The sequence below is a fragment of the Streptosporangium sp. NPDC003464 genome, assembly GCF_053588315.1.
This window is the reverse complement of the sequence record NZ_JBSFPS010000065.1, coordinates 1-24,667: the sequence shown is the minus strand read 5'-3', so window position 1 is coordinate 24,667 and position 24,667 is coordinate 1. Positions and strand designations below refer to the sequence as shown.

Genomic DNA, 24,667 nt, shown 5'->3' with positions numbered 1-24,667 from the left:
GATGCTAACCAATCCGCTAATCGCAATAAATATTGACATCGGATTTCGCACCTCCTGACATAACCTTGCGGGCAATCGAAGCGGCGCAGACAGACGGGACCACAACCATGACGATCTTCGCCGACGCCCGTGAGGTGACCCCTGACGACCGGTACGTCCTCGACGAGGGCCAGGTCTTCATGACCGGCACGCAGGCGCTGGTCCGGGTGATCCTCGACCAGATGCGCGCCGACCGCTCCGCCGGCCTCGACACCGGCGCGATGGTGTCGGGCTACCCCGGCTCCCCGCTCGGCGGCTTCGACCAGGAGCTCGCCCGCTCGCACCGGCACGCCGGGCCGCTCGGCGTCGTGCACCGGCCGGGCCAGAACGAGGAGCTGGGCGCCACCGCCGTCTGGGGCAGCCAGCTCGTGCCGTCGCTCCCCCGGCCGCGCAGGGCGGGCGTCCTGGGCGTCTGGTACGGCAAGGCCCCCGGCGTCGACCGCGCGGCCGACGCGTTCCGGCACGGCAACTTCGTCGGCGCCCACCCCGACGGGGGCCTGATCGCCTTCTGCGGCGACGACCCGACCTGCAAGTCCTCGACGCTGCCCTCGGCCACCGAGAGCGCGCTCGCCGCGCTGGGCATGCCGATCGTCCACCCCGGCAGCGTCCAGGAGCTGCTCGACCTGGGCCGCCACGCCATCGCGGCCTCCCGGGCCAGCGGCCTGTGGGTGGCGGTGAAGGCCGTCGCCGACGTGGTGGACGGCACCGGCACGGTCGGCGTCGGTCCCGGCCGGGTGGTCCCCGTCATGCCGGTCGTGGAGTACGAGGGCAGGCCGTACCGGCACACGCCGGACGCCACGCTCCTGACCCCCTGGTCGCTGGAGATGGAGCGGACGCTGGTCGGCCCGCGCCTGGAGCTGGCGCGGGCCTACGCCAGGGAGAACGGCCTCAACCGGATCACCGTGGACCCCCGCGACGCCTGGCTCGGCATCGTCGCCTCGGGCACCGCCTACTACGACGTGCGCGAGGGCTTCCGCAAGCTGGGCGTGGACCCCGCCGAACTGGGCATCCGCATCCTCAAGATCGGCATGCTCTGGCCGCTGGAGCCCGGAGTCGTGCGGACCTTCGCCCGCGGCCTGGAGGAGATCCTGGTCGTCGAGGAGAAGGCCCCGCTGCTGGAGACCCTGGTCAAGGACGTCCTGTACGGCACCGCCGACGCCCCGCGCGTCCTCGGCAAGCTCGACGAGAACGGCGCCCCGCTGATCCCGCGGGCCGGGAGCGTCGACGCCGACCTGGCCGCCAAGGCGATCGCCTTCCGGCTGCGGCGCAAGGGCCTGGACGGCCGGGCCGAGATCGCCGAGGGCCTGGCCGTGATCTCCCGCCCGGCACCGCTGAAGCTGCTCGGCGCCCAGCGCACCCCGTTCTTCTGCTCGGGCTGCCCGCACAACCGCTCCACCGCCGTCCCGGACGGCGCCCCGGTGGGCGCGGGCATCGGCTGCCACACGATGGTGGTGCTCAACCGGGAGGGCAAGGGCACGCTGACGGGTCTGACCCAGATGGGCGGGGAGGGCACGCAGTGGATCGGCCAGGCGCCGTTCACCGACACCCCGCACATCTTCCAGAACCTGGGCGACGGCACCTTCCACCACTCCGGCTCGCTCGCCGTGCGCGCCGCCGTGGGCGCGGGCGTCAACATCACCTACAAGCTGCTCTACAACAGCGCCATCGCCATGACCGGCGGCCAGACGATCACCCCGTCCCTCGCCGTGGCCGACCTGACCCGCTGGCTGGAGGTGGAGGGGGTGCGCCGGGTGATCGTCACCACCGACGAGCCCGAGCGCTACCGGGGCGTCAGGCTGGCGCGGATCGCCGAGGTCCGCGACCGCACCGCGCTGCAGGACGCCCAGCGCGAGCTGGCCGCGACACCCGGCGTGACCGTGCTGGTCCACGACCAGCAGTGCGCGGCCGAGAAGCGGCGGCTGCGCAAGAAGGGTGACCTGCCCGACCCGGTCCGGCGGGTGGCGATCAACCAGCGGGTGTGCGAGGGCTGCGGCGACTGCGGGCAGAAGTCCGAGTGCCTGTCGGTGCTGCCGGTGGAGACCGAGTTCGGCCGCAAGACCGAGATCCACCAGTCGTCCTGCAACAAGGACTACTCCTGTGTGGAGGGCGACTGCCCCTCCTTCCTGACCGTCACGCCGGGCAGGGCCTCGCGCGGGCGCGCCGCCGTACCGGCTCCCCCCGAGATGCCCGCTCCGCCGCCGCGGACCGGGGAGACGATGATCCGGCTGGTGGGCATCGGCGGCACCGGCGTGGTGTCGGTGGCGCAGATCCTCGGCACCGCCGCGATGTTCGACGGCAGGCAGTCGCGCGGGCTCGACCAGACCGGCCTGGCCCAGAAGGGCGGCACGGTCGTCTCCGACATCCTGATCTTCGACGGCGGCGGCGACGGCGACCGGTCCGGCCGCGCCGGCACGGGCGGCGTGGACGCCTACCTCGCACTCGACCTGATCGGCGCCACCGACCCCAAGCAGCTGCGCGGCGCCGACCGCGACCGGACCGTCGCGGTGGTCTCCACCAGCCTGGCGCCCACCGGCTCCATGGTCCTCGACCCGGCCACGCACGTCACCGACCTCGGCGGGCAGGTCAGCGCGCTGGAGTCGCGCACCCGGCGTGAGCTGAACGTCTACCTCGACGCCGAGGACGTCGCCCAGAAGCTGTTCGGCGACCACATGCCGGCCAACACGATCGTGGTCGGCGCGGCCTGGCAGCGCGGGCTCATCCCGCTCAGCCTGGAGGCGATCGAGCGGGCCATCCGCCTGGGCGGCGGCAAGAGCGCGGACAGGACGATCGCCGCCTTCCACTGGGGCCGGGCCGTCGTCGCCGACCCGGAGGCCGTGGCGCGGGCGACCGGTTCCCCCGCGCCGGTCGAGCAGCCGCCGAACCCCGAGATCGTCAGGCTCGTCGACTCGGTCGCCGCCCCCGGCACCGAGCTGCACCGGATCCTGCTGGTCCGGGTGCCCGACCTCGCCGCCTACCAGAACCCGCGCTACGCCGTCCGCTACGTCGAGGCGGTCCGCGCGGTCCTCGCCAGGGAGGCGGAGATCTCGGCCGGGCACTGCCCGATCACCGAGGCCTACGCCCGCCACCTGCACCGTCTGATGGCCTACAAGGACGAGTACGAGGTGGCCCGGCTCCACCTCGACCCGGCCGAGCGGGCCCGCGTCACCGCCGAGTTCGGCCCCGGGGCGAAGATCTCCTACAACCTGCACCCGCCGGTCCTGCGCGCCCTGGGCATGGATCGCAAGATCCGTCTCGGCTCCTGGTTCGACCCGGCCTTCCGCCTGCTGTACGGCATGCGCGTGCTGCGCGGCACCCGGCTGGACCCGTTCGGCGGGGCGGGGGTCCGCAGGACCGAGCGCGAGCTCGTCGCCGAGTACACCCGCGACGTGCACAGTGCCCTTTCGCACCTGCGCCCGGAGACGGAGGACCGGGTCCGCGAGCTGGCCGAGCTGCCGGAGGTGATCCGCGGCTACGAGCACGTCAAGATGCGCAACGTGGCGGCCTACCGGGAGCGGGCGGCCGCGCTGCTCGGCGAGCTCGGCGGCCGGTAGGTCACGCCCTGACCGAGGACAGGGGCGGGGCGATGTCCTCCAGGGAGGTCCGCTCCGCCTTGACCCCGAGCATGATGGTGACGATCCCGGCCAGCACCATCATGCCCGCGGCGACCAGATAGCCGTAGAACAGGCGGGTCGGGTCGGGGTTGGCCTGGTCGCCGATCAGCGCGCCGAAGATGGCCGGGCCGAGCGCGCCGAAGGTCTGGGCGACGGCGAAGAACACCGCGATGGCCAGCGCCCGGATCTCCAGCGGGAACAGCTCGCTGACGGTGAGGTAGCCGGAGCTGGCCGCGGCGGAGGCGATGAAGAAGATGACCGACCACAGGAGGGTCTGGGTGGCCGCGGTGAGCAGGCCCTCCTTGAACAGCCAGCCGGTCACGGCCAGCAGGAGGCCGGAGGTGATGTAGGTGGAGGAGATCATCGGCTTGCGGCCGACGGTGTCGAACAGCGGCCCCAGGACGAACGGGCCGAGCAGGTTGCCCACGGCGAAGGCGAACAGGTATTTCGACGCCTCCGAGGCGCTCACCCCGTAGAACTGCGAGAGCACCAGCACGTAGGTGAAGAAGATCGCGTTGTAGAGGAACGACTGGCTGATCATCAGGGTGGCGCCGAGGACCGAGCGCTTCGGGTAGTCCCTGCAGATCACGCGCAGGACGTCGCGGTAGCTGACCGTGCCGTGCGGCCGGATCCCGATGACCTTGCGCTCGTCCACCGGCGGCAGCTCCTTGCCGGACTCCCGGACGTGCTCCTCGATCTCCCGCACCGCCAGCTCGCCCTCGCGCTCCCTGCCGTGCATGACCAGCCAGCGCGGGCTCTCCGGCAGGTGCCGCCGCAGACCCCAGATCGCCAGGCCGATGAGCGGGCCGATCAGCAGGCCGAGCCGCCAGCCCAGGTCGACCGGGAGCAGGTCGGGGTTGAGCAGGACGTAGGTGGACGCGGTGCCGATCATGGCGCCCAGCCAGTAGGTGCCGCTGACCGCCAGGTCGATCCGGCCCCGGTAGCGGGCGGGGATGAGCTCGTCGATGGCCGAGTGGATCGCCGCGTACTCCCCGCCGATGCCCATGCCGGCGAAGAACCGGAAGATCAGCAGCCACCAGTAGGAGAAGGAGAGCGCGGTGATGCCGTTGGCGACGAGATAGAGGCCGAGCGTGATGATGAAGAGCTTACGCCGCCCGAACCGGTCCGACAGGCGTCCGAACAGCAGCGCGCCGGCGACCTCGCCGAGCAGGTAGACCGTGGCGGCGAAGCCCACCTCGGCGGAGGTCAGGGCGAGCGTCTGCCTGTCGCGGAGGACGTCGCCGACGGCGCTGGCGATGGTGATCTCCATGCCGTCGAGCACCCAGGCCACCCCGAGCGCGACCACCATCTTGGTGTGGAAGCGCGACCAGGGCAGCCGGTCGATCCGCGCCGGGATGAGCGTCCGGATGATCTGATCCTGCGATGCCCCCATAGCTACTCAGTGTAGTGATTAATAGCTTAAAGTCACGGTCGGCGGACCGCCATGGGCAGGGCAGGACGCCGCCCGGTGAGACGCCGGCCCGGTGAGACGCCAGGGCGGGCAGGACGCCAGGGCGGACGGGACGTCAGGCCCGGCGGGAGGTCAGGACGGCTGGACGTCAGGACGACTGGACGTCAGGACGACTGGAGGCGGGCGAGCTCCTCCCCGCGGCTGAGCAGGGACGGCTCGTCGATGGGGTTCTCGTGGGTGCCCGTCGACGTGCAGGCGTGCGCGCCCGCGACGGCGCCCAGCCGGACGGAGTCGTCCAGGGACCGGCCCGACAGCAGGCCGTACAGGACGCCGGAGACGAACGCGTCCCCGGCCCCGTTGCTGTCGGCCACCGGGCCGGGCAGCGGGGCGGCGGGGAAGTGCCGCAGCCCGTCGGCGTCGAGGACGTGGCAGCCCTCGGCGCCCGACGTGCAGATCACGGTCCTGGCGCGGCCGCCGGTCAGGATGTCGCGCATGACGGCCTCGCGGCGGGAGCCGAGCGCCGTGTCCGACAGGAAGACCAGGTCGGAGGAGTAGGCGTAGTCCCGGTGGAAGTCGTTGTCCCCGTCCCAGTCGTGCAGGTCGGTGGAGACGGACCCGCCCTCCAGGTCGGGGTAGACGTGCCGGGAGAAACCGGTGAGCGACACGTGCACGTGCCGGGCCTCGCGCACCGCCGCCAGGTAGAGCTCCCTGGGCAGCCGTTCGCCGGGCGCGTCACGCGGGTCGAACAGCGACAGCCGCCGCCCGTCGGGGCCGACCAGCAGGACGCTGCGCCGGGTGCCCTGGGGGGCCAGAGCCCATTCGAACTCCACCCCCTTGGCCTCCATGTGGGCCCGGATGAAACGGCCCTGCGGGTCGTCGCCGATCAGGTCGACGAGCTTGACCTTCAGGCCGAGTGAGTGACAGCCGAGCGCGACGCCGCTGCCGGTGTTGCCGATCCGGTCGATCACCGGGGGGACGGCGTAGGTGTCGGCGTACGGCAGGGGCAGCTCGGGCACGTAGGCCGTGGTGTCCACCCCGGTCCCACCGATGACGACGACGTCGTGACCAGTCTTCATCGCCCCATGATCCCACCCCGCCGGCAGGCGGCCCGCCCCGCGCCCCAGCCGGCCGGACCTGGGGCACCGCCGGGCCGCAGGACGTCACGCCGGCAGTCCGGCAGCGGGTCGCCGCCCTGCCCCGTCAGGAACAGGATCCGGCCGTCGGCCGGGACGTCGCGGCCGGGCACGGCCCGGTGTGATCCGGTTGTGGCTGATCAGGCACATCCCCATCCGTTGACCAAGCCACTCTTCGGAGCTTCGATTTTTCGAAGATCTCGCGAAAGTTTCGATCACGATCTCGACGGCCGTGGCCACCCCGATCCGGGGCCTCTTCCATCAGCCGCGGTTCAGCCCGCTGGTGGGCTGCAGCCGGTGGAACGGCCCCGCCCGGCCGGACGGTCCCCACCGGGCGGGCGCGGCCCGGCGGATGGGGCGCCGTCAGCGGTTGACCAGCGGCCCGGAGCCGGTCGAGCGGCGCACCACCAGCTCCGGCTGGAACATCAGCTCGATGTGCCTGCTCCGGATGCCGTTGATCTCCTCCAGCAGGGTCGCCACGGCGGCCGAGGCCATCGCGCCGATGGGCTTGCGGACGGTGGTCAGCGGCGGATCGGTGAAAGCGATCAACGGCGAGTCGTCGAACCCCACCACCGACACCTCACCCGGCACCGACAACCCCCGGTCCCGGCACGCCCGGATCGCCCCCAACGCCATCAGGTCCGAAGCGCACACGATGCCCGTGCACCCCCGCTCCAGCAACTGCGCCGCCGCCGCCTGACCCCCCTCCACCGAGAACAGCGAATGCGAGATCAGCTCATCCACCTCGGTCGCCCCCAGCAACTGCGCCATCGCCTGCCGGTAACCCTCGATCTTGCGGATCACCGGCACGAACCGGCGCGGCCCGACGGCCAGGCCGATCCGCTCGTGCCCCAGATCCACCAGATGCTGCACCGCCAGCCGCGCGGCGGCCCGGTCGTCCGGCGAGATGAACGGCGCCGGGACGTCGTCGGCGTGCCCGTTGAGCAGGACGATCGGCACGCCCTGCCCGATGATCTGGGTGTAGCGGTCCGAACGCGCGGTGACGTCGGCGTGCAGGCCGGAGACGAAGATGATGCCGCTGACCCCGCGCTCCACGAGCAGCTCGGTGAACTCGTCCTCCACCGCGCCGCCGGGGAGCTGGGTGCACAGCACCGGGGTGTAGCCGTGCTGGGTCAGCGCCTTCTCGAAGGCCTGGGCGAACGCCGGGAAGATCGGGTTGTCCAGCTCCGGGGTGACCAGCCCGATCAACCCGTTGCTGCGCTGGCGCAACCGCTGCGGCCGCTCGTAGCCCATGACGTCGAGCGCGGCCAGGACGGCCTGCCGGGTGGCGGCGGAGACGCCCGGCTTGCCGTTGAGCACCCGGCTCACGGTCGCCTCGCTCACCCCTGACTGGGCGGCGATGTCGGCCAGCCGGATGCCCGCTCCCTCGGGGCGGGACCGCGAGGTCTGCGTGAGTTCACCGTCCATCAGAAGTACCCCACCATGCTGCTGAATTGGGCGCAACCCAGACGGTATTCAACGCCCTGGATGTGAAACTCGTTTCCGAAAGTTTTCGTAAACTGTAACATCCCTTGCTCTCTGTCACGGCCATCACCTCGCATGCGGCCGGAAATCTCCTAATTCGCTACTTAGCTACTCACCAGGAACAGGGAAGTAACCAGCAGGTGTGCGATTTCTAACGACATCTATGGACACACGGGCAAGTAGCGCGATGTACTACCTCATCAATCACACGGCTGGATCCGGGCAGTGGCGCCCGGGGGGAACGAGCGCGCATGAGTACCGTCGTCCTCGACAATGTGACCAAGGTCTACCCCGGCGGGTACCTGGCGGTTGACCGCATGAACCTGCGCGCCGAAAACGGGGAATTCCTCGTTCTGCTGGGGCCCTCCGGCTGCGGAAAGTCCACACTGCTCCGGATGATCGCCGGCCTGGAGGAGGTCACCTCCGGAGACCTGTGGCTGGGCGGCACGCTCGCCAACGACCTCGCCCCGCGCGACCGGGACGTCGCCATGGTCTTCCAGAACGGCGCGCTCTATCCGCACCGCACGGTACGCGGCAACATGGCCTTCCCCCTGGAGATCGCCAAGGCCGATCCGGCGATGGTCAGGGAGCGCGTGACGGAGCTGTCCAAGGCGCTGCACATCGACGAGACCCTTGAGCGCCGCCCTGGAACGCTCTCCGGCGGCCAGCGCCAGCGTGTCGCGATGGGCAGGGCGATCGTCCGCCAGCCCTCGCTCTTCCTGATGGACGAGCCGCTGTCCAACCTCGACGCGGGCATGCGCACCGAGCTCCGCATGGAGATCTCCTCGCTGGTCCGCTCCCTCGGCGTGACCACGATCTACGTGACACACGACCAGGTCGAGGCCCTGACGCTGGCCGACCGGATCGCCATCATGAACCGCGGCGTGCTCCAGGACGTCGGCACCCCCGCCCAGGTCTACAACGACCCGGCCACCGCCTTCACCGCCGCCTTCCTCAGCTCCCAGCAGCTCAACCTGCTCGCAGCCACCGTGCGCACCCCGCAGAACCAGTTCATCCTGCTGGACTTCGGGGTCCACCAGATCATGATCCCTTGGACCGATCCCAGGGCCTACGCCATCTCCCAGCACGTCGGCCGCCAGATCATCGTCGGCCTGCGCCCGGACTGCCTGGCCCCGGTCCCCGAGACGTTCGAGGGCCCCACCTTCCTCGGCCGCGTCCGGGCCCTGGAGTATCACGGCCACGAGTGGCTCGCCTACGTCGAGAGCGGCATCCCCACGGTGGCCGTCCCCGAGCCTCCGGACCCCCGGCACAAGGCCCGCAGCCTGGCGGCCGCCGCCCCGGGCGGCCGGGCCCGCGCGGTCATCAGGCGTCTGCTGCCCGGCTCCGGATTCGACCCCGAGCCCGAGCAGGCCCAGGAGCAGGTCGGCGGCACCCACCGCCGGGCCGACCTGATCGTCCGCGTCGGGTCCCGCCCTGTCTGGCGGACCGGCGAACCGGCCCGCGTGGGCGTCGACACCACCCGCCTGATGCTCTTCACCCCCGACGGCTCCCGGATCGACCCCCCGCACCGCTGACCGGCCGGCCCGGCCGCACCCCCGCGTGGCCCGCCGTACCCTGTCCGGCCCCGCGCCCGCCGGGCCCGCCACGGGGATCAGCGGCCGATGATGGAGACGATCTCGACGACGCGGGCGGCGCGGTCCAGCTCCGCCCGGTGGAAGGACGGCCCCTCGGGGCGGGCGAGGATCAGGTGCAGTCCCGCGCCCGGCACCGGGAGGCTCATCAGACGATGGCTGCCCGAGGCGAGGGTCGAGGGGCGCAGGGGGGTGAGATCGCCCGCCTTGACGCCGAGGAGGCCGCCTTCTCCGTCGAGCGCGGCGGGGGCCTGCCAGCTCCGGTGGACGAGCTCACCGCTCCCCGAGGACACCGCGACCGCCCATTCGGCGCTCAGCAGGCCGGGCACGGCGTCCACGAGGGTGGCGAAGGCCCGGGCGGGCTCGGTCGCGACATGTTTGAGCAGGTCGTAGTCGGGGGCGGCGCCCGGGATCTCACGGGTGGGCCAGACGGCCTCGACACGTATGCCGGGCACGACGGACAGGCGTTCCCGGACCGTCTCGGCGTCGGCGGCGCCGGGCCAGGCGACGGTGAAGTCGTCCACGGCCCGGCCGGTCTCGCGCTCCAGCACCGTCACCTGGAGGATGTCGGCCCCCAGCGTGCCGAGCACCCGGGCGACCTGCCCCAGGGCGCCCGGACGGTCAGGGAAGGACACCCGTAGCCGCAACATCATTGTCGATCACCTCTCTTTGGACAGCCAGGGTGTCCTAGACAGGTTTCACGAAGGTTCCGGGGAGATGTCCAGGATAAGACCTGGCATCCGAAAACATCAGTCCTGATCGGGCGCCGTACCGGTGATCCGGTCCCGGCCCGGCGCGAGCGTTGCCGGCGGGATCCCCCACCGACCCGTCACCGTCCTCTCACCGGCCCGTCACCCCCCTCCGCCGGCGCGGGGAGCGGCTGGCCGAAGGTCAGGTCGCCGAGTCCGTCGGCGACGAGGGCGGGTCTGTCGGGATCGGTCTCCGCCCGTACGGCGAGCAGCCGGGGGATCGTGGGCGGAGCCGGGTCGTGCACACTCATGCCGGCCTCCTGGGCGGGCGCGCGAGATCGGATGATCGAACGAGAGTGGGACCGGGCCGAGGAGAGGGATCGGCCGGGGACAGCCGGTCCCCAGGAAAAAAGGGGAAGGGGAGAGAAGGGTCAGCGAGAGAAGGGGAGAGAAGGGTCAGCGGAGGATCTTCGGGCCCGAGCCCGTGGAGCCGCGCACGATGAACTCCGGCTGGAAGATGAGCTCGGAGTGCTGCACGGGCGCGCCGGAGACGGCCTCCAGCAGGGTGTGCACCGCGGCGGTCACCATCGACTGGACCGGCTGGCGGACGGTGGTCAGCGGCGGATCGGTGAAAGCGATCAACGGCGAGTCGTCGAACCCCACCACCGACACCTCACCCGGCACCGACAACCCCCGGTCCCGGCACGCCCGGATCGCCCCCAACGCCATCAGGTCCGAAGCGCACACGATGCCCGTGCACCCCCGCTCCAGCAACTGCGCCGCCGCCGCCTGACCCCCCTCCACCGAGAACAGCGAATGCGAGATCAGCTCATCCACCTCGGTCGCCCCCAGCAACTGCGCCATCGCCTGCCGGTAACCCTCGATCTTGCGGATCACCGGCACGAACCGGCGCGGCCCGACGGCCAGGCCGATCCGCTCGTGCCCCAGATCCACCAGATGCTGCACCGCCAGCCGCGCGGCGGCCCGGTCGTCCGGCGAGATGAACGGCGCCGGGACGTCGTCGGCGTGCCCGTTGAGCAGGACGATCGGCACGCCCTGCCCGATGATCTGGGTGTAGCGGTCCGAACGCGCGGTGACGTCGGCGTGCAGGCCGGAGACGAAGATGATGCCGCTGACCCCGCGCTCCACGAGCAGCTCGGTGAACTCGTCCTCCACCGCGCCGCCGGGGAGCTGGGTGCACAGCACCGGGGTGTAGCCGTGCTGGGTCAGCGCCTTCTCGAAGGCCTGGGCGAACGCCGGGAAGATCGGGTTGTCCAGCTCCGGGGTGACCAGCCCGATCAACCCGTTGCTGCGCTGGCGCAACCGCTGCGGCCGCTCGTAGCCCATGACGTCGAGCGCGGCCAGGACGGCCTGCCGGGTGGCGGCGGAGACCCCCGGCTTGCCGTTGAGCACCCGGCTCACGGTCGCCTCGCTCACCTTCGCCTGCGCGGCGATGTCGGTGAGCCTGGCCGCGCTGTTGCCGGGCGGGCCGCCGCCGCTAGACGGCATCGCGTTCCCACCAGACGGCCGAGTCGGCTGCCAGCCGCGCCACGCCGCCGTCGACGGCCGGCCCCTCGCTGGCCAGCAGGACCCGTCCGGGGGCGGGCAGCTCGACCGGCTCGCCGGTCAGGTTCATGGTGCAGGCGAACCCGTCTCCCCGGGTGAAGGCCAGCGTGCCCTCGGGGGAGTCCAGCCAGGTCAGCGGCGCGTCGTCGAAGGAGCGGCGGGCCCGCCTGATCTCCAGTGCCGTCCGGTAGAGGCTCAGCGTGGAGTGCGGGTCACGCAGCTGGGACTGGACGCTGAGCGGGCCCCAGGAGGCGGGCATGGGCAGCCACGTCTCCTCGATGCCCGGCAGGCTGAAGCCGAAGTGCGGCTCGACGTCGGCCCACGGGATGGGGACCCGGCAGCCGTCGCGGCCGTCGTCGGGGTTGCGCAGCCGCTGCGGGTCGCGCAGGAACTCCTCCGGCAGGTCGAGGACCTCCGGCAGGCCGAGCTCCTCACCCTGGTAGAGGTAGGTGGAGCCGGGCAGGCAGAGCGTCAGCAGGGCCGCGGCGCGGGAGCGGCGCAGGCCGAGGTCGCCGCCGCCGTAGCGGGTCAGGTGCCGCTTGACGTCGTGGTTGGACAGCACCCAGGTGGTGGGCGCGCCGACCATCCCGGAGGTGGTCAGCGACTCCTGGATCACCGTGCGGAACCTGGCCGCCTCCCACGGGGTGTTGAGGAAGTGGAAGTTGAACGCCTGGTGCAGCTCGTCCGGGCGGACGTAGTTGGCCAGCCGCTGCGGCGACGGCGCCCACGCCTCGGCGACGCCGATCCGCTCGCCCGGGTAGGAGTCGAGCAGCCTGCGCCAGGCGCGGTGGATCTCGTGCACGCCGTCCTGGTCGAAGAACGGGACCACGTCGGCGCCGATCATCCGGACCTGGTCGGAGTGGCCGACGTCGGGCAGGCCCTCGGCCTTGACCATGCCGTGGGCCACGTCGACGCGGAAGCCGTCCACGCCCAGGTCGAGCCAGAAGCGCAGGACCGACTCGAACTCCGTGTGGACCTCGGGGGTGTCCCAGTTGAGGTCGGGCTGCTCGGGGGCGAACAGGTGCAGGTACCACTCGCCGTCGGGCAGCCGGGTCCAGGCGGGGCCGCCGAAGACCGACTCCCAGTCGTTGGGGGGCAGCTGCCCGTCCTCGCCCTTGCCCGGACGGAAGATGTAGCGCTCCCGCTCGGGGCTGCCGGGGCCGGCCGCCACGGCCTGCTGGAACCACACGTGCCGGTCGGAGGTGTGGTTGGGCACGACGTCGACGATCACCCGCAGGCCGTGCCGGTGCGCGTCGTCGATCAGGGCCTTGGCGTCGGCCAGCGACCCGAAGATGGGGTCCACGTCCCGGTAGTCCGCCACGTCGTAGCCGAAGTCGGCCATCGGCGAGGTGTAGAACGGGGTCAGCCAGACGGCGTCGACCCCCAGGTCGGCCAGATAGCGCAGCCGGCTCCGCACGCCCAGCAGGTCCCCGACCCCGTCACCGTTGCCGTCGGCGAAGCTGCGCACGTAGACCTGGTAGATCACCGCGTCCCGCCACCACCGGGTGGCGGTCTCGCTGGCATGGTCCGCGTGGACGAGCTCGGTCATGTTAATCCCCCGATCAAGTGACATATCAGGACGTGATAGCACGGTGGTGTTACGACTTTGTGGCGCCGGCGGTGAGTCCGGCGACCAGATGACGCTGGACGAGCAGGAAGATGACCGCCGCGGGCAGCGCGATCAGCACGGCCGAGGCGGTCAGCAGCCCCCAGTCGGACCAGTGCTGGCCGACGAACTGCTGCAGGCCGGCCGCGAGTGTGCGCGTCTCCTCTCCCGTCATGAAGACCGAGGCGTAGGCGACCTCGCCCCAGGCGGTCATGAAGGAGTAGAACGCGGTGACCGCGATGCTGGGCCGGGCCAGCGGCAGGATGACCCGCCAGAAGGTGCCGAACGGGGTCAGCCCGTCGATCATCCCCGCCTGGTCGATCTCGCGCGGGATGGAGTCGAAGTAGCCCTTCATCATCCACGCGCAGAACGGCACCGCCACGGTCATGTAGGCGATGACCAGGCCCGGGATCTGGTTGAGCAGCCCGAGGCCCGCCATCAGGTTGTAGAGCGGCACGATCAGGATCGCCACCGGGAACATCTGGGTGATCAGCAGCATCCACATGACGCCGCGGTAGCCCGGGAACCGGAAGCGGCTGACCGCGTATCCGGTCGTCGAGGCCAGGAACACGCCGATGACCGTGGTCAGCCCCGCGATGATCACGGAGTTGAGCAGCCAGTTCGGGAACTGCGTCTCGGTCAGCACCCGGGCGTAGTTGCCCAGCGACGAGTTGTCGAAGAAGGTCAGCTCGGTGGAGAGCCAGCCGTCGCGCGGCTTGAGCGAGGTCAGGATCAGCCACACGATGGGGAACAGCGCGACGAGGGAGGCGACGACGAGCGTCCCGTGCAGCAGGATCGAGCTGCCGACGCTGCGTTCCCCACGGCCGCGGGCGCGGCCGCGCCTCGTGGGACCTGCGGTGACGGTGCTCACCAGACCTCCCCTTGCTTGCGCAGCGCGCGGCGGTAGACCAGGGCCAGCACGACGAGGAGCAGGAGGATGATCACTCCCCAGGCCGCCGAGCCGGAGTAGTTGCGGATGCCGGTGAAGGCCTCACGGTAGGCGTAGGTGACCAGGATCTCCGTGGAGCTGCCCGGTCCCCCGCCGGTGATCAGGAAGATCAGCGGGAACATGTTGAACGTCCAGATCGTGCCCAGCAGGACGACGGTGCTGGAGACCGTGCGCAGGCCGGGGACGGTGATGTGGCGGAAGCGCTGCCACGGCGTGGCGCCGTCCACCTCGGCCGCCTCGTAGAGCTCGCCGGGGATCGACTGGAGCCCGCCGAGCATGGCCACCATCATGAACGGTACGCCCACCCAGACGTTGACCGCGATGACCGCGATCTTCGCCGTGGTCGGGTCGTCGAGCCAGCCGACCGCCCCGAGGCCCGCGGCCTTGAGCATCGCGTTGATGACGCCGTAGTCGCTGTTGTACAGGTAGCGCCAGATGAAGGCGGCGACGAAGGGCGGGACCGCCCACGGCAGGATCAGCAGCAGCCGGTAGACCGAGCGCAGTCGCATCTTCCGGTTGAGCAGCAGGGCCAGGCCGAGACCGAGGCCGTAGTGGAGCCCGACGCACGCGACGGTCCAGCCGACCGTCCAGATCAGCTTCTCCCAGAACAGGCCGCTGGTCAGGATGTCGACGTAGTTGCCGAACCCGACGAACTCGTAGCTCGAGGGGATCACGTTGACGCCGATCGTCCGCCCCATCGTGGCCTCGGTGGCGTCGGTCAGCGACAGGTAGACGCCTCGGACCAGCGGCCAGCCGATCAGCACGGCGGTGACCACGATGACCGGGGCGACCATGGCCCAGGCGTACCAGTAGCGCGACGTCGCCCGCCGGACCGGGCCGACCTTCTTGGGGCGGCCCCGGCCGCGGGCGCCGTCAGCGGTGCCCGCGGCCCGGTCCCTGGCCGTGCCGGTTACACGTCCAGTGGAGGTCGCCACCGGTCAGCTCCAGTCCTTGAAGATGCCGTGGTACTTCTCGTCAACCGCCTTGACCATGTCCTCGGGCGAGGACTTGCCGCCGACCAGGGACTGGTAACCCTCCAGGAGCGGCTGGAAGAGCTGGCCGCCCTCGGGGATCCACGGCCGCGCGACCGCGGTGTCGATGATCGGCTTGAAGGTGGCGACGTCCTTGTTGCCCTGGACGTCGGAGTTGTCGTAGGCGGAGGCGCGGGTCGGCAGGAGGCTGATCTCCTTGGCGACCTTGGCCTGGGCCTCGGGGGTGCTCATGAAGCGGACGAACTCGTAGGAGGCGTCCAGGTTCTTGGAGCCGGCGTAGATGGCGTAGTTCCAGCCGCCGGTGGGGGCGCCGGCCTTGGCGGAGCCCGCGGGGACGGGCGCGATGCCGAGGTTCTCCTTGTCCTTGAACTCCTTGCCCTGGTAGATCTCCGACAGCGCCCAGGGGCCGTTGTAGATCATCGCGGCCTTGCCGTCCTTGAGGGCGGTCATGGCGTTGGCGTAGCTGTCCTGGATGGCGGGCTTGGGCGCGGCGCCGGAGGTGACCAGGTCGGCGACCGTCGCCATGGCCTTGACGTTGGCCGGGGAGTTGACGGTGATCTTCTTGGCCTGGACGTCGAGGAGGTCGCCGCCCTCGCCGTACATGAAGGGCAGCAGGAAGTAGGCGTCGACGTTGAGCGCGAGGCCGTTGACGCCGGTCTTGGCCTTGACGTCGAGGGCGACCTTCTTGAGCTCCTCGACCGTGGCCGGCGCCTTCTCGTACCCGGCCTCTTTGAGGAGCTTCTTGTTGTAGAGCAGCGCCAGGGTGTCGGTGACCTGCGGCACCGCGTAGGACTTGCCGTTGTACTTGGTGCTGCTCAGCGGGCTGGGCAGGAAGTCCGACTCGTTCTCCAAGGCGCGCGTGCCGTCCAGCGGCTGGAGGTAGCCGAGGGAGGCGAACTGGGAGGTCCAGGCCACCTCGGAACGGATGACGTCCGGCGCCCCGGCGCCGGCCTGCGCGGCGGTCTGGAACTTGTTCTGCGCCTGGTCCGACGGGACGTTGACGTACTTGACCTTGATATTGGGGTACTTCGCCTGGAATTCCGTGATGAGTGCCTGGAACGTCGGGCCCTCGCTGTCCGGCCGGACGGTGTCCCACCAGGTGATCTCGCCGCTGATCTTCGACGGGTCGGCCGCGGCGGACTGGGCGGGCGCCGCCGTCGAACCGCTGTCGCCGCCGCCGCAGGCGGAGACCGCCAGGGCGAGGGCCGCGACGATCGTCGCAGCCGAGAAGGCTCGCCGCATCATTTCTCCTCATAGTTCAGGGGACCGGACCGGACCGGGCCGGGGAAGCCACCGGGCCGGGTTGGAGTACGCCGGACGTTACGCCGACGTGAACCGCATTGGAAGAACTTTCTGCAAGAGTCTGCAAAGTTGTTACATATTCCACCAAAGGTGCGGACCGCATCCCGCCCGCGGCCGGCCGGACAGGGAAGATCGGCACCTCAGAGGGCCTTTCCGCGGCGCCGCGCCTCACGCCGCCCGCGGGCCGGAGCCCCGGCGAGGCCCCGGGGACCATCGTGATTCAGAAAGTTTCGGCAAAGGATTGCATAGATCATGTCCAGTGAGTAACTTCCGGGCAACACCCTCGAAACAACTCCGCGGAGGCCCCCCGGTGGTCTGGCCACTCCTCCCACGACGCGCGAGAGCGAATCTCCTGACGGGCGCCGCCCTCACCGCGGCCCTGACCGTCACCCCCCTCGCCGCTCCCCCGTCCCCCGCCGCCGCCACGGCCGCGGGACAACCGCCCCCCGCCGCCGCGGCGGAGCAGCCGGCCGCCGCCCCCGTGGTCTCCGCGCTGAGCCGCACGGCGGAGCCCTCCGACAAGGACCTCGCCCGGGACGCGCTCCGCGCCGACCTGAGCCGCGAGCGCTTCTACTTCGCGATGACCGACCGGTTCGCCAACGGCGACACCGGCAACGACCGGGGCGGCCTGTCCGGCGACCGGCTCGCCACCGGCTTCGACCCCACCCACAAGGGCTTCTACCAGGGCGGCGACCTCAAGGGGCTGCTCGGCAGGCTCGACTACGTCAAGAACCTCGGCAGCACAGCGATCTGGATCACCCCGGCGTTCCGCAACCGGCCCGTCCAGGGCACGGGCGCCGACGTCTCGGCCGGCTACCACGGCTACTGGATCACCGACTTCACCCGGATCGACCCGCACCTGGGCACGAACGCGCAGATGAAACAGCTCGTGCGCGAGGCGCACCGGCGCGGGATGAAGGTCTTCTTCGACATCATCACCAACCACACGGCCGACGTGATCGACTACCGGGAGAAGACCTACTCCTACCGGTCGAAGGGCGCCTACCCCTACCTCGACGCCGACGGCGCGCCGTTCGACGACCGGCGCCACACCGGAGGAGACGCCTTCCCCAAGGTGAACGCCGAGTCCTTCCCCTACACGCCGGTCGCGCCCAAGGACGTCAAGACCCCGTCCTGGCTGAACGACCCGACGATGTACCACAACCGGGGCGACTCCACCTTCAGCGGCGAGAACTCCGAGTACGGCGACTTCTTCGGCCTCGACGACCTGTGGACCGAGCGGCCCGAGGTCGTCAGGGGCATGACCGACATCTACAAGACCTGGGTCCGCGAGACCGGCATCGACGGCTTCCGCATCGACACCGCCAAGCACGTCGGCATGGACTTCTGGGAGAGGTTCTCCCCCGCCCTGCGCGGCTACGCGGCCGAGCTGGGCAACAAGCGGTTCTTCATGTTCGGCGAGGTCTACAGCAGCGAGCCGGCCTACACCAGCCGCTACTCCACCCGCGGCGGGATGAACGCCACCCTGGACTTCCCCTTCCAGGAGGCCGCCCGCTCCTTCAGCGGCGGCACGGCGGGCGCGGCCCGGCTGGCCCAGCTCTTCGCCGGGGACGACCATCACACCGACGCCGACTCCAACGCGGCGTCGCTGCCGACCTTCCTCGGCAACCACGACATGGGCCGCATCGGCCGCTTCCTCGCCCAGGACAACCCCGGGGCGCCCGACGCCGAGCTGCTCCGCCGGGACCTGCTCGCCCACGAGCTGATGTATCTCACCCGGGGCCAGCCGGTCGTCTACTACGGCGACGAGCAGGGCTTCACGGGCAAGGGCGGCGACCAGGACGCCCGCCAGCCGATGTTCGCCTCCAGGACCGACAGCTACCTGGGCGACGACCTGATCGGCACCACGGCCACCCACGCCCAGGACAACTTCGTCCCCGCCCACCCGCTCTACCGGGGCATCTCCGCCCTGGCCGGGCTCCGCGACGCCCACCCCGCCCTCGCCGACGGCGCCCAGATCGAGCGTCTGGCCGCGGGCGGCGTCTACGCCTTCTCCAGGATCGGCGCCAAGGAGCAGGTCGAGTACGTCGTCGCGGTCAACAACGCCGAGCAGGCCGCGGCGGTGAACGTGCCGACCTTCTCCGCCGGCGCCGCCTTCACCAGGGTGTACGGCCAGGCCGCCGCGGCGCTCACGACGGGCGCCGACGCCAAGCTGGCGGTGACCGTGCCGGCCCTGTCGGCGGTGGTCTACCGGGCCTCGGCGAGGCTCGCCGCCCCGGCGGCGGCCCCGGCGGTCTCGATCACCCTGCCCGGCGCCCAGATCAGGGGCACCGCCGAGGACGGCCGGATCCCCGTCACTGCGACCGTGCCGGGGACCGGCTTCGACCAGGTGACCTTCGCCGCCAAGGTCGGCGGCGGCGCGTGGCGGACGCTCGGCACCGACGACGCGCCCAACCCCTCGGCCACGGGCCGCCTCTTCCGCGTCTTCCACGACCTGCGCGGCCTCCCGGCGGGCACGGAGATCACCTACAAGGCCGTCGTGAAGGACTCCGCGGGCAGGTTCGCCGCGGCGACCGCGACGGCCGCCGTCGGCCCGGAGCCCGCCCCCGAGGAGCCCGGCGCGGTCAAGCGCGACTGGCTGGTCGTGCACTACCAGCGCGAGGACCCGGACGGCTGGGGCCTGCACGTCTGGGGTGACGTCGAAAAGCCCACCGAGTGGGGCAGCCCGCTCCCGCTGACCGGTGAGGACGCCTACGGCAGGTTCGCCTGGATCAAGCTGAAGCCCGGCGCCGCCAACGTCGGGATCATCGTCCACAAGGGCGACGAGAAGGACGGCGGCGACCGGCTCGTCAACCCCGCCAGAACCGGCGAGGTCTGGCTGGCCGAGGGCCGGCCCGAGACCCACCCCTCCCGCGCGGCGGCCCAGGGCTACGCGACCGTCCACTACAGCCGCCCCGGCAAGGACTACGACGGCTGGGGCCTGCACCTGTGGGGCGACGGGCTGGCCGACGGGGTGCCCACCGAGTGGGCCACGCCGCGCCCGCCGGACGGCACCGACTCCTACGGCGCGTTCTGGAAGATCCCGCTGAAGAACGCCACCGCCCCGGTGAACTACATCATCCACAAGGGCGACACCAAGGACCCCGGCCCCGACCAGGTCTTCACCCCCGCGCTGCAGCCGGAGGCCTACGTCGGCTCGGGCGTGGCCAAGGTCCACCCGACCCGGGCGGCGGCCGAGAACGTCGCGATCCTGCATTACCACCGGCCGGACGGGAATTACGAGGGCTGGGGACTGCACCTGTGGGGTGACGTGGCCACTCCCACCGAGTGGGCCACCCCGCTCCAGCCGGCGGGCAAGGACGGATTCGGAGTCCACTTCCGCGTCCCCTTGACCGAGGGGGCGAAGAACGTGAGCTACATCATCCACAAGGGTGACGAGAAGGACCTGCCTGCCGATCAGGCGCTGGACCTCACCACCGCGGGCCACGAGGTCTGGCGGACGGCGGCCACCGAGGGCCACGTGCTCCCCCAGCCCCCGGCCCGCAGCGCCGACGCCGACCTGACCAAGTCGGCGGCGCACTGGATCGACCGGGACACCGTCGCCTGGAAGGTCGAGCCGTCCCCTTCGCTCCACCACTCCCTGGCCTTCTCCGAAAAGGGTGACATCGCCTACGCCAAGGGAGACCTCACCGGCGACCTGCGGATCATCCGGCTGATCCCCGGCGCGCTCACCGACGCGCAGCGGGCCAAGTGGCCGCACCTGGCCGGCCACGCCGCGCTGAAGGTGGACCCGCGCGACGCCGACCTGGTCACCAGGGCGCTGCGCGGCCAGGTCGTGGCCGTCGAGCGGGACGCCTCCGGTGCCCTGCTGACCGCCACCGGCGTGCAGATCCCCGGCGTGCTCGACGACGTCTACGCCAGGGCCACCGGCGCCGAGCTCGGCCCGGTCTGGCGCGGGGCCCCCAGGCTGTCGGTCTGGGCGCCGACCGCGCGCAAGGTCGAGCTGGCGCTCTACCGCGACGCCGCGGGCGCCGGCCGTACCGTCCACGAGATGCGCCGCGACGACGGGACCGGCGTCTGGTCGGTGCGGGGCCTGCCCTCCTGGAAGGGGCGCTACTACACCTTCCTCGTCACGGTCTACTCCCCGGCGGCGGGCAAGGTCGTCACCAACGAGGTGACCGACCCCTACAGCCTGTCGCTGGCCGCCGACTCGGTCCGCAGCCAGGTGGTGGACCTCTCCGACCGTTCCCTGTCGCCCAAGGGCTGGTCCTCCCTGGCCAAGCCCGAGGCCGTGGCCCAGGACCGGGCCTCGATCTACGAGCTGCACGTGCGCGACTTCTCCGCCTCCGACGCCTCGGTCCCCGCCGAGCGGCGCGGCACCTACGCGGCGTTCGCCGGGGACTCCACCGGGATGAAGGAGCTGCGCAGGCTCGCCGGGGACGGCCTGACCCACGTGCACCTGCTGCCGGTCTTCGACATCGCGACCGTCCCCGAGCGGCGGGCCGACCGCGCCGAGCCGGACTGCGACCTGGCCTCGATGCCGGCCGACTCCGACCAGCAGCAGGACTGCGTCGCCAAGGTCGCGGCCAAGGACTCCTTCAACTGGGGATACGACCCGCGGCACTACACGGTGCCCGAGGGCTCCTACGCCTCCGACCCGGACGGCTCCGGCCGGATCAAGGAGTTCCGGGGCATGGTGGCGGGGCTGAACGGGGCGGGGCTGCGGGTGGTGATGGACGTGGTCTACAACCACACCCACGCCGCCGGCCAGGACCCCACCTCGGTGCTCGACCGCATCGTGCCCGGCTACTACCACCGGCTGCTCGACGACGGCGCCGTGGCCACCTCCACCTGCTGCGCCAACACCGCGCCCGAGCACGCGATGATGGGCAAACTCGTCGTCGACTCCGTCGTCACCTGGGCGCGCGACTACAAGGTGGACGGCTTCCGGTTCGACCTGATGGGCCACCACCCGAAGGCGAACATGCTCGCCGTCCGCAAGGCACTGGACGGGCTGACCCTCGCCGAGGACGGCGTGGACGGCAAGTCGATCATCCTGTACGGCGAGGGCTGGAACTTCGGCGAGGTGGCCGACGGCGCCCGCTTCGAGCAGGCCACCCAGCTCAACATGGCCGGCACCGGGATCGGCACCTTCAACGACCGCCTGCGTGACGCGGTGCGCGGCGGCAGCCCCTTCGACGCCGACCCCCGGATCCAGGGCTTCGGCTCGGGCCTGGCCGGCGCGCCCAACGGATCGGCGGCCAACGGCACGGCCGAGCAGCAGCGGGCCCGCCTCCTGGGCTACCAGGACCTGATCAAGGTGGGGCTCACCGGCAACCTGCGCGACTACACCTTCACCGCCTCCAGCGGCCGGCAGGTCAAGGGTTCGGAGGTCGACTACAACGGCTCCCCGGCCGGCTACACCGCCTCGCCGGGCGAGGTCGTGACCTACGTGGACGCCCACGACAACGAGACGCTGTTCGACGCGCTGGCCTACAAGCTGCCGCAGGCGACCCCGATGGCCGACCGGGTGCGCATGCAGTCGCTCTCGCTGGCCACGGCGGTGCTCTCCCAGGGCACCTCGTTCGTCCACGCGGGCAGCGAGCGGCTGCGCTCGAAGTCGCTCGACCGCAACTCCTTCGACTCCGGTGACTGGTTCAACCGGCTGCTGTGGGACTGCTCGCAGGGCAACGGCTTCGGCGCGGGCCTGCCGCCCAGGGCCGACAACGGGGACAAGTGGCCCTACGCCCGGCCGCTGCTGGCCGACCCGGCGCTCCGGCCGGACTGCGCGGCGATCGCCTCGGCGCGGGCCGGGTACGGCGAGCTGCTGAAGATCCGCGCCTCCTCCCCCGCCTTCGCGCTCGGCTCCCTGGCCGAAGTGCAGAAGCGGCTGACCTTCCCCACCAGCGGCGCCTCGGAGACCCCGGGCGTCGTAACCATGCACCTGGACGCCTCCGGCCTCGACCCGCGCTGGAAGTCGATCACCATCGTCTTCAACGCGACTCCTGAGACGCAGCCGCAGACCGTGGCCGCGCTGAAGGACTCCCAGGTGACGCTCCACCCCGTCCAGGCGACCGGCGACGACGCCGTCGTGAAGCAGTCGACCTTCGACCCGTCCACCGGCACGCTGACGGTCCCGGCCCGCACGGTCGCCGTCTTCGTGCGGTCGTAGCGGGTCAGCAGAGAAACGCCGGGCCGGGTGTTGCAGCACCCGGCCCGACCTAGGGATCCCATCCACAACCCTGGAGGCCCCCCGCATGAAATCCTACAAAATCATCGTCGCGACGGCGTTGAGCGCGCTGGCGAGCGCCGTCGTGGTGGTGCCCACCGTGCTCAGCGCCCCCGCCCAGGCGGCACCGCCCACGCCCGGCCCCATCGTCAAGCTGTGGAACTGGAACTGGAACTCGGTGGCACGCGAGTGCACCGACGTGCTCGGCCCCGCCGGGTACGGGGCGGTCCAGGTCTCCCCGCCGAGCGACTCGATGAGCAAGGGCGGCTCGGTCTGGTGGGACATCTACCAGCCCGCCCGCTACACGCTCACCAGCAAGTTCGGTGACGAGAACGCGTTCAGGAACATGGTCCGGGCCTGCCACGGCGCGGGCGTCAAGGTCCACACCGACGCGGTCGTCAACCACATGACCGGCCAGGGCAGCAGGAGCTACGGCGGCTACGGGTTCGGCAAGTACGACTACCCGGGGCTCTACTCCTCGGCGGACTTCCACTCCCCCGCCTGCTCGATCAACGACTCCGACTACACAGGCAACGGCTGGCGGGTGCAGAACTGCGAGCTGGTGGGGCTGTCCGACCTCGACACCGGCTCCGACCACGTCCGCGACCAGATCGCCGGCTACCTCAACAGGCTGACCGACCTCGGCGTGGACGGCTTCCGCATCGACGCCGCCAAGCACATCAACCCCGGCGACCTGGCGGCGATCAAGTCCAGGCTGAAGGGCTCGCCGTACATCCACCAGGAGGTCATCCAGGGTGACAACGAGGCCGTCACTCCGGGCCAGTACACCGGGATCGGCGACGTGCACGAGTTCGTGTACGGCCGCAAGCTGAAGGAGCAGTTCACCGGCCAGATCAAGTGGCTGCGGACCTTCGGGCAGAGCTGGGGCCTGTCGGTGCCCAGCGACAAGGCCGTGGTCTTCGTCGACAACCACGACACCGAGCGCAACGGCTCCACGCTCAACTACAAGTACGGCGACGCCTACAGGCTGGCCAACGTCTTCATGCTGGCCTGGCCGTACGGCACGCCGCGCGTCTACTCCGGCTTCACCTGGGGCGACCGCGAGGCCGGCCCGCCCTCGGCCAACGGGGGCTTCGTCACCGACGCCGACTGCGGCAGCGGGCGGTGGAGCTGCTTCCACCGCCGGATGAGCGGCATGGTCGGCTTCAACCGGGCCGTCGCGGGCACCTCTGTCGGCAACTGGTACGACAACGGCAACAACGTGATCGCCTTCAGCCGCGGCGACAAGGGCTGGGTCGCCATCAACAACGAGGGCGGCTCCGTCACCCGGACCTTCACCACCGGCCTGCCGGCCGGGACCTACGCCAACGACGCGGACGGCGGCTCGGTGACGGTCGGCGCCGGCGGCACCGCCTCGGTGACCGTCCCCGGCAAGGGCGCGGTCGCCATCCACGTGGGCGGCGTCAGGCCCACCGACCCGCCGGCCGGCGAGGCGACCGTCTACTACGCCACCGGCTGGAGCGGCGCCAACATCCACTACGCCCCCACCGGCGGCACCTGGACCCCCGTCCCCGGCGTCGCCATGGACGAGACCGCCTGCGCCGGCTGGAAGAAGAAGACCATCGACCTCGGCTCCGCCACCGGGCTCCGGGCCACCTTCAACAACGGCTCCGGCACCTGGGACAACAACGGCGGCACCGACTACGCCATCGGCGGCGGCGTGAGCACGGTCAAGAACGGCGTCGTGACCGCGGGTGCCACCAGCCCCTGCGGTGACGGCCCCAGCCCGACCCCGACGGTGAACCCGGGCAAGGTGGCCACCTCCTTCAACGCGAACGTGACGACCTCCTACGGGCAGAACGTCTTCGTCGTCGGCGACGTGGCCGAGCTGGGCGGCTGGGACCCCGCCAGGGCCGTGGCGCTGTCGTCGGCGAGCTACCCGGTCTGGAAGGCCACCGTCGACCTGCCCGCCGGCACGGCGGTCACGTACAAGTACGTCAAGAAGAACCCCGACGGCTCGGTGACGTGGGAGAGCGACCCCGACCGCTCCTTCACCACCCCTTCCGGCGGCACCGCGACACGCGACGACTCCTGGCGCTGACCCCATGATCCGGCGGGGCCGTACGGCCCCGCCGGATCCC

At 71.2% G+C, this 24,667-nt stretch carries 14 protein-coding genes; 4 read left to right on the top strand and 10 right to left on the bottom strand.

Translation table 11 applies throughout. The annotated features are described in order from the left end of the window. Nucleotides 1-107 precede the first annotated feature (107 nt). Nucleotides 108-3,590: an indolepyruvate ferredoxin oxidoreductase family protein gene (locus ACWDS7_RS16865; RefSeq protein WP_451930042.1), complete on the top strand. Its 3,483-nt coding sequence runs from the start codon at nt 108-110 to the stop codon at nt 3,588-3,590. Between the two features lies 1 nt (nt 3,591). Here the strand turns inward: ACWDS7_RS16865 and ACWDS7_RS16860 are convergent, their stop codons facing one another. The 3 genes from ACWDS7_RS16860 to ACWDS7_RS16850 all read right to left on the bottom strand — a co-directional run bounded on the left by ACWDS7_RS16860 (nt 3,592) and on the right by ACWDS7_RS16850 (nt 7,622). Continuing rightward, nucleotides 3,592-5,043 carry an MFS transporter gene (locus ACWDS7_RS16860; protein ID WP_451930041.1) on the bottom strand — a complete coding sequence of 484 codons (1,452 nt, stop codon included), beginning with the start codon at nt 5,041-5,043 and terminating at the stop codon, nt 3,592-3,594. A gap of 182 nt (nt 5,044-5,225) precedes the next feature. Further along, entirely contained in the window at nt 5,226-6,137 is a 912-nt protein-coding gene (locus tag ACWDS7_RS16855; protein WP_451930040.1) for a carbohydrate kinase family protein, read from the bottom strand. 420 nt (nt 6,138-6,557) lie between these two features. After that, entirely contained in the window at nt 6,558-7,622 is a 1,065-nt protein-coding gene (locus tag ACWDS7_RS16850; RefSeq protein WP_451930039.1) for a LacI family DNA-binding transcriptional regulator, read from the bottom strand. A 308-nt stretch (nt 7,623-7,930) separates the two neighbouring features. Here ACWDS7_RS16850 and ACWDS7_RS16845 point away from each other — a divergent pair, with 308 nt between their 5' ends. Next, entirely contained in the window at nt 7,931-9,214 is a 1,284-nt protein-coding gene (locus ACWDS7_RS16845; protein WP_451930038.1) for an ABC transporter ATP-binding protein, read from the top strand. Between the two features lie 77 nt (nt 9,215-9,291). On the opposite strand, the gene ACWDS7_RS16840 is transcribed toward ACWDS7_RS16845, so the two are convergent. The 7 genes from ACWDS7_RS16840 to ACWDS7_RS16810 all read right to left on the bottom strand — a co-directional run bounded on the left by ACWDS7_RS16840 (nt 9,292) and on the right by ACWDS7_RS16810 (nt 16,318). Next, entirely contained in the window at nt 9,292-9,924 is a 633-nt protein-coding gene (locus tag ACWDS7_RS16840; RefSeq protein WP_306858305.1) for an ACT domain-containing protein, read from the bottom strand. Nucleotides 9,925-10,100: 176 nt separating this feature from the next. Beyond that, complete coding sequence (locus ACWDS7_RS16835) at nt 10,101-10,271, bottom strand: hypothetical protein (RefSeq protein ID WP_451930037.1); 171 nt, start codon at nt 10,269-10,271, stop codon at nt 10,101-10,103. Nucleotides 10,272-10,416: 145 nt separating this feature from the next. After that, nucleotides 10,417-11,469 (bottom strand): LacI family DNA-binding transcriptional regulator, encoded by a 1,053-nt coding sequence (locus ACWDS7_RS16830; protein ID WP_451930036.1) that lies wholly within the window; start codon nt 11,467-11,469, stop codon nt 10,417-10,419. Then, on the bottom strand, nt 11,459-13,075 hold the full coding sequence (locus ACWDS7_RS16825; protein WP_451930035.1) for a glycoside hydrolase family 13 protein: 1,617 nt from the start codon (nt 13,073-13,075) through the stop codon (nt 11,459-11,461). Before ACWDS7_RS16825 ends, ACWDS7_RS16830 begins: the two co-directional genes overlap by 11 nt. Before the next feature lie 49 nt (nt 13,076-13,124). Continuing rightward, nucleotides 13,125-14,003 (bottom strand): sugar ABC transporter permease, encoded by an 879-nt coding sequence (locus ACWDS7_RS16820; protein ID WP_306858302.1) that lies wholly within the window; start codon nt 14,001-14,003, stop codon nt 13,125-13,127. Next, a complete protein-coding gene (locus ACWDS7_RS16815; protein ID WP_451930034.1) occupies nt 14,000-15,016 on the bottom strand; it encodes a carbohydrate ABC transporter permease in 1,017 nt (338 codons plus the stop codon). Before ACWDS7_RS16815 ends, ACWDS7_RS16820 begins: the two co-directional genes overlap by 4 nt. A 3-nt stretch (nt 15,017-15,019) precedes the next feature. After that, nucleotides 15,020-16,318, bottom strand: coding sequence for an extracellular solute-binding protein (locus tag ACWDS7_RS16810; RefSeq protein WP_451930033.1), 1,299 nt, complete (start codon nt 16,316-16,318; stop codon nt 15,020-15,022). Between the two features lie 367 nt (nt 16,319-16,685). Between ACWDS7_RS16810 and pulA the strand changes: the two genes are divergently transcribed. Together pulA and ACWDS7_RS16800 are read left to right on the top strand one after the other, a co-directional pair. Then, nucleotides 16,686-22,508, top strand: coding sequence for a pullulanase-type alpha-1,6-glucosidase (gene pulA / locus ACWDS7_RS16805; protein ID WP_451930032.1), 5,823 nt, complete (start codon nt 16,686-16,688; stop codon nt 22,506-22,508). Between the two features lie 85 nt (nt 22,509-22,593). Further along, nucleotides 22,594-24,627 carry a carbohydrate-binding module family 20 domain-containing protein gene (locus ACWDS7_RS16800; RefSeq protein WP_451930031.1) on the top strand — a complete coding sequence of 678 codons (2,034 nt, stop codon included), beginning with the start codon at nt 22,594-22,596 and terminating at the stop codon, nt 24,625-24,627. The last annotated feature ends 40 nt before the right edge of the window (nt 24,628-24,667 follow it).

Coding starts and splice junctions, on each gene's coding strand:
- ACWDS7_RS16855 (WP_451930040.1), bottom strand. CDS start 6,137: ATGAAGACTGGTCACGACGTCGTCGTCATCGGTGGGACCGGGGTGGAC.
- ACWDS7_RS16810 (WP_451930033.1), bottom strand. CDS start 16,318: ATGATGCGGCGAGCCTTCTCGGCTGCGACGATCGTCGCGGCCCTCGCC.
- ACWDS7_RS16865 (WP_451930042.1), top strand. CDS start 108: ATGACGATCTTCGCCGACGCCCGTGAGGTGACCCCTGACGACCGGTAC.
- ACWDS7_RS16860 (WP_451930041.1), bottom strand. CDS start 5,043: ATGGGGGCATCGCAGGATCAGATCATCCGGACGCTCATCCCGGCGCGG.
- ACWDS7_RS16800 (WP_451930031.1), top strand. CDS start 22,594: ATGAAATCCTACAAAATCATCGTCGCGACGGCGTTGAGCGCGCTGGCG.
- ACWDS7_RS16830 (WP_451930036.1), bottom strand. CDS start 11,469: ATGCCGTCTAGCGGCGGCGGCCCGCCCGGCAACAGCGCGGCCAGGCTC.
- ACWDS7_RS16845 (WP_451930038.1), top strand. CDS start 7,931: ATGAGTACCGTCGTCCTCGACAATGTGACCAAGGTCTACCCCGGCGGG.
- ACWDS7_RS16840 (WP_306858305.1), bottom strand. CDS start 9,924: ATGATGTTGCGGCTACGGGTGTCCTTCCCTGACCGTCCGGGCGCCCTG.
- ACWDS7_RS16835 (WP_451930037.1), bottom strand. CDS start 10,271: ATGAGTGTGCACGACCCGGCTCCGCCCACGATCCCCCGGCTGCTCGCC.
- ACWDS7_RS16850 (WP_451930039.1), bottom strand. CDS start 7,622: ATGGACGGTGAACTCACGCAGACCTCGCGGTCCCGCCCCGAGGGAGCG.
- ACWDS7_RS16825 (WP_451930035.1), bottom strand. CDS start 13,075: ATGACCGAGCTCGTCCACGCGGACCATGCCAGCGAGACCGCCACCCGG.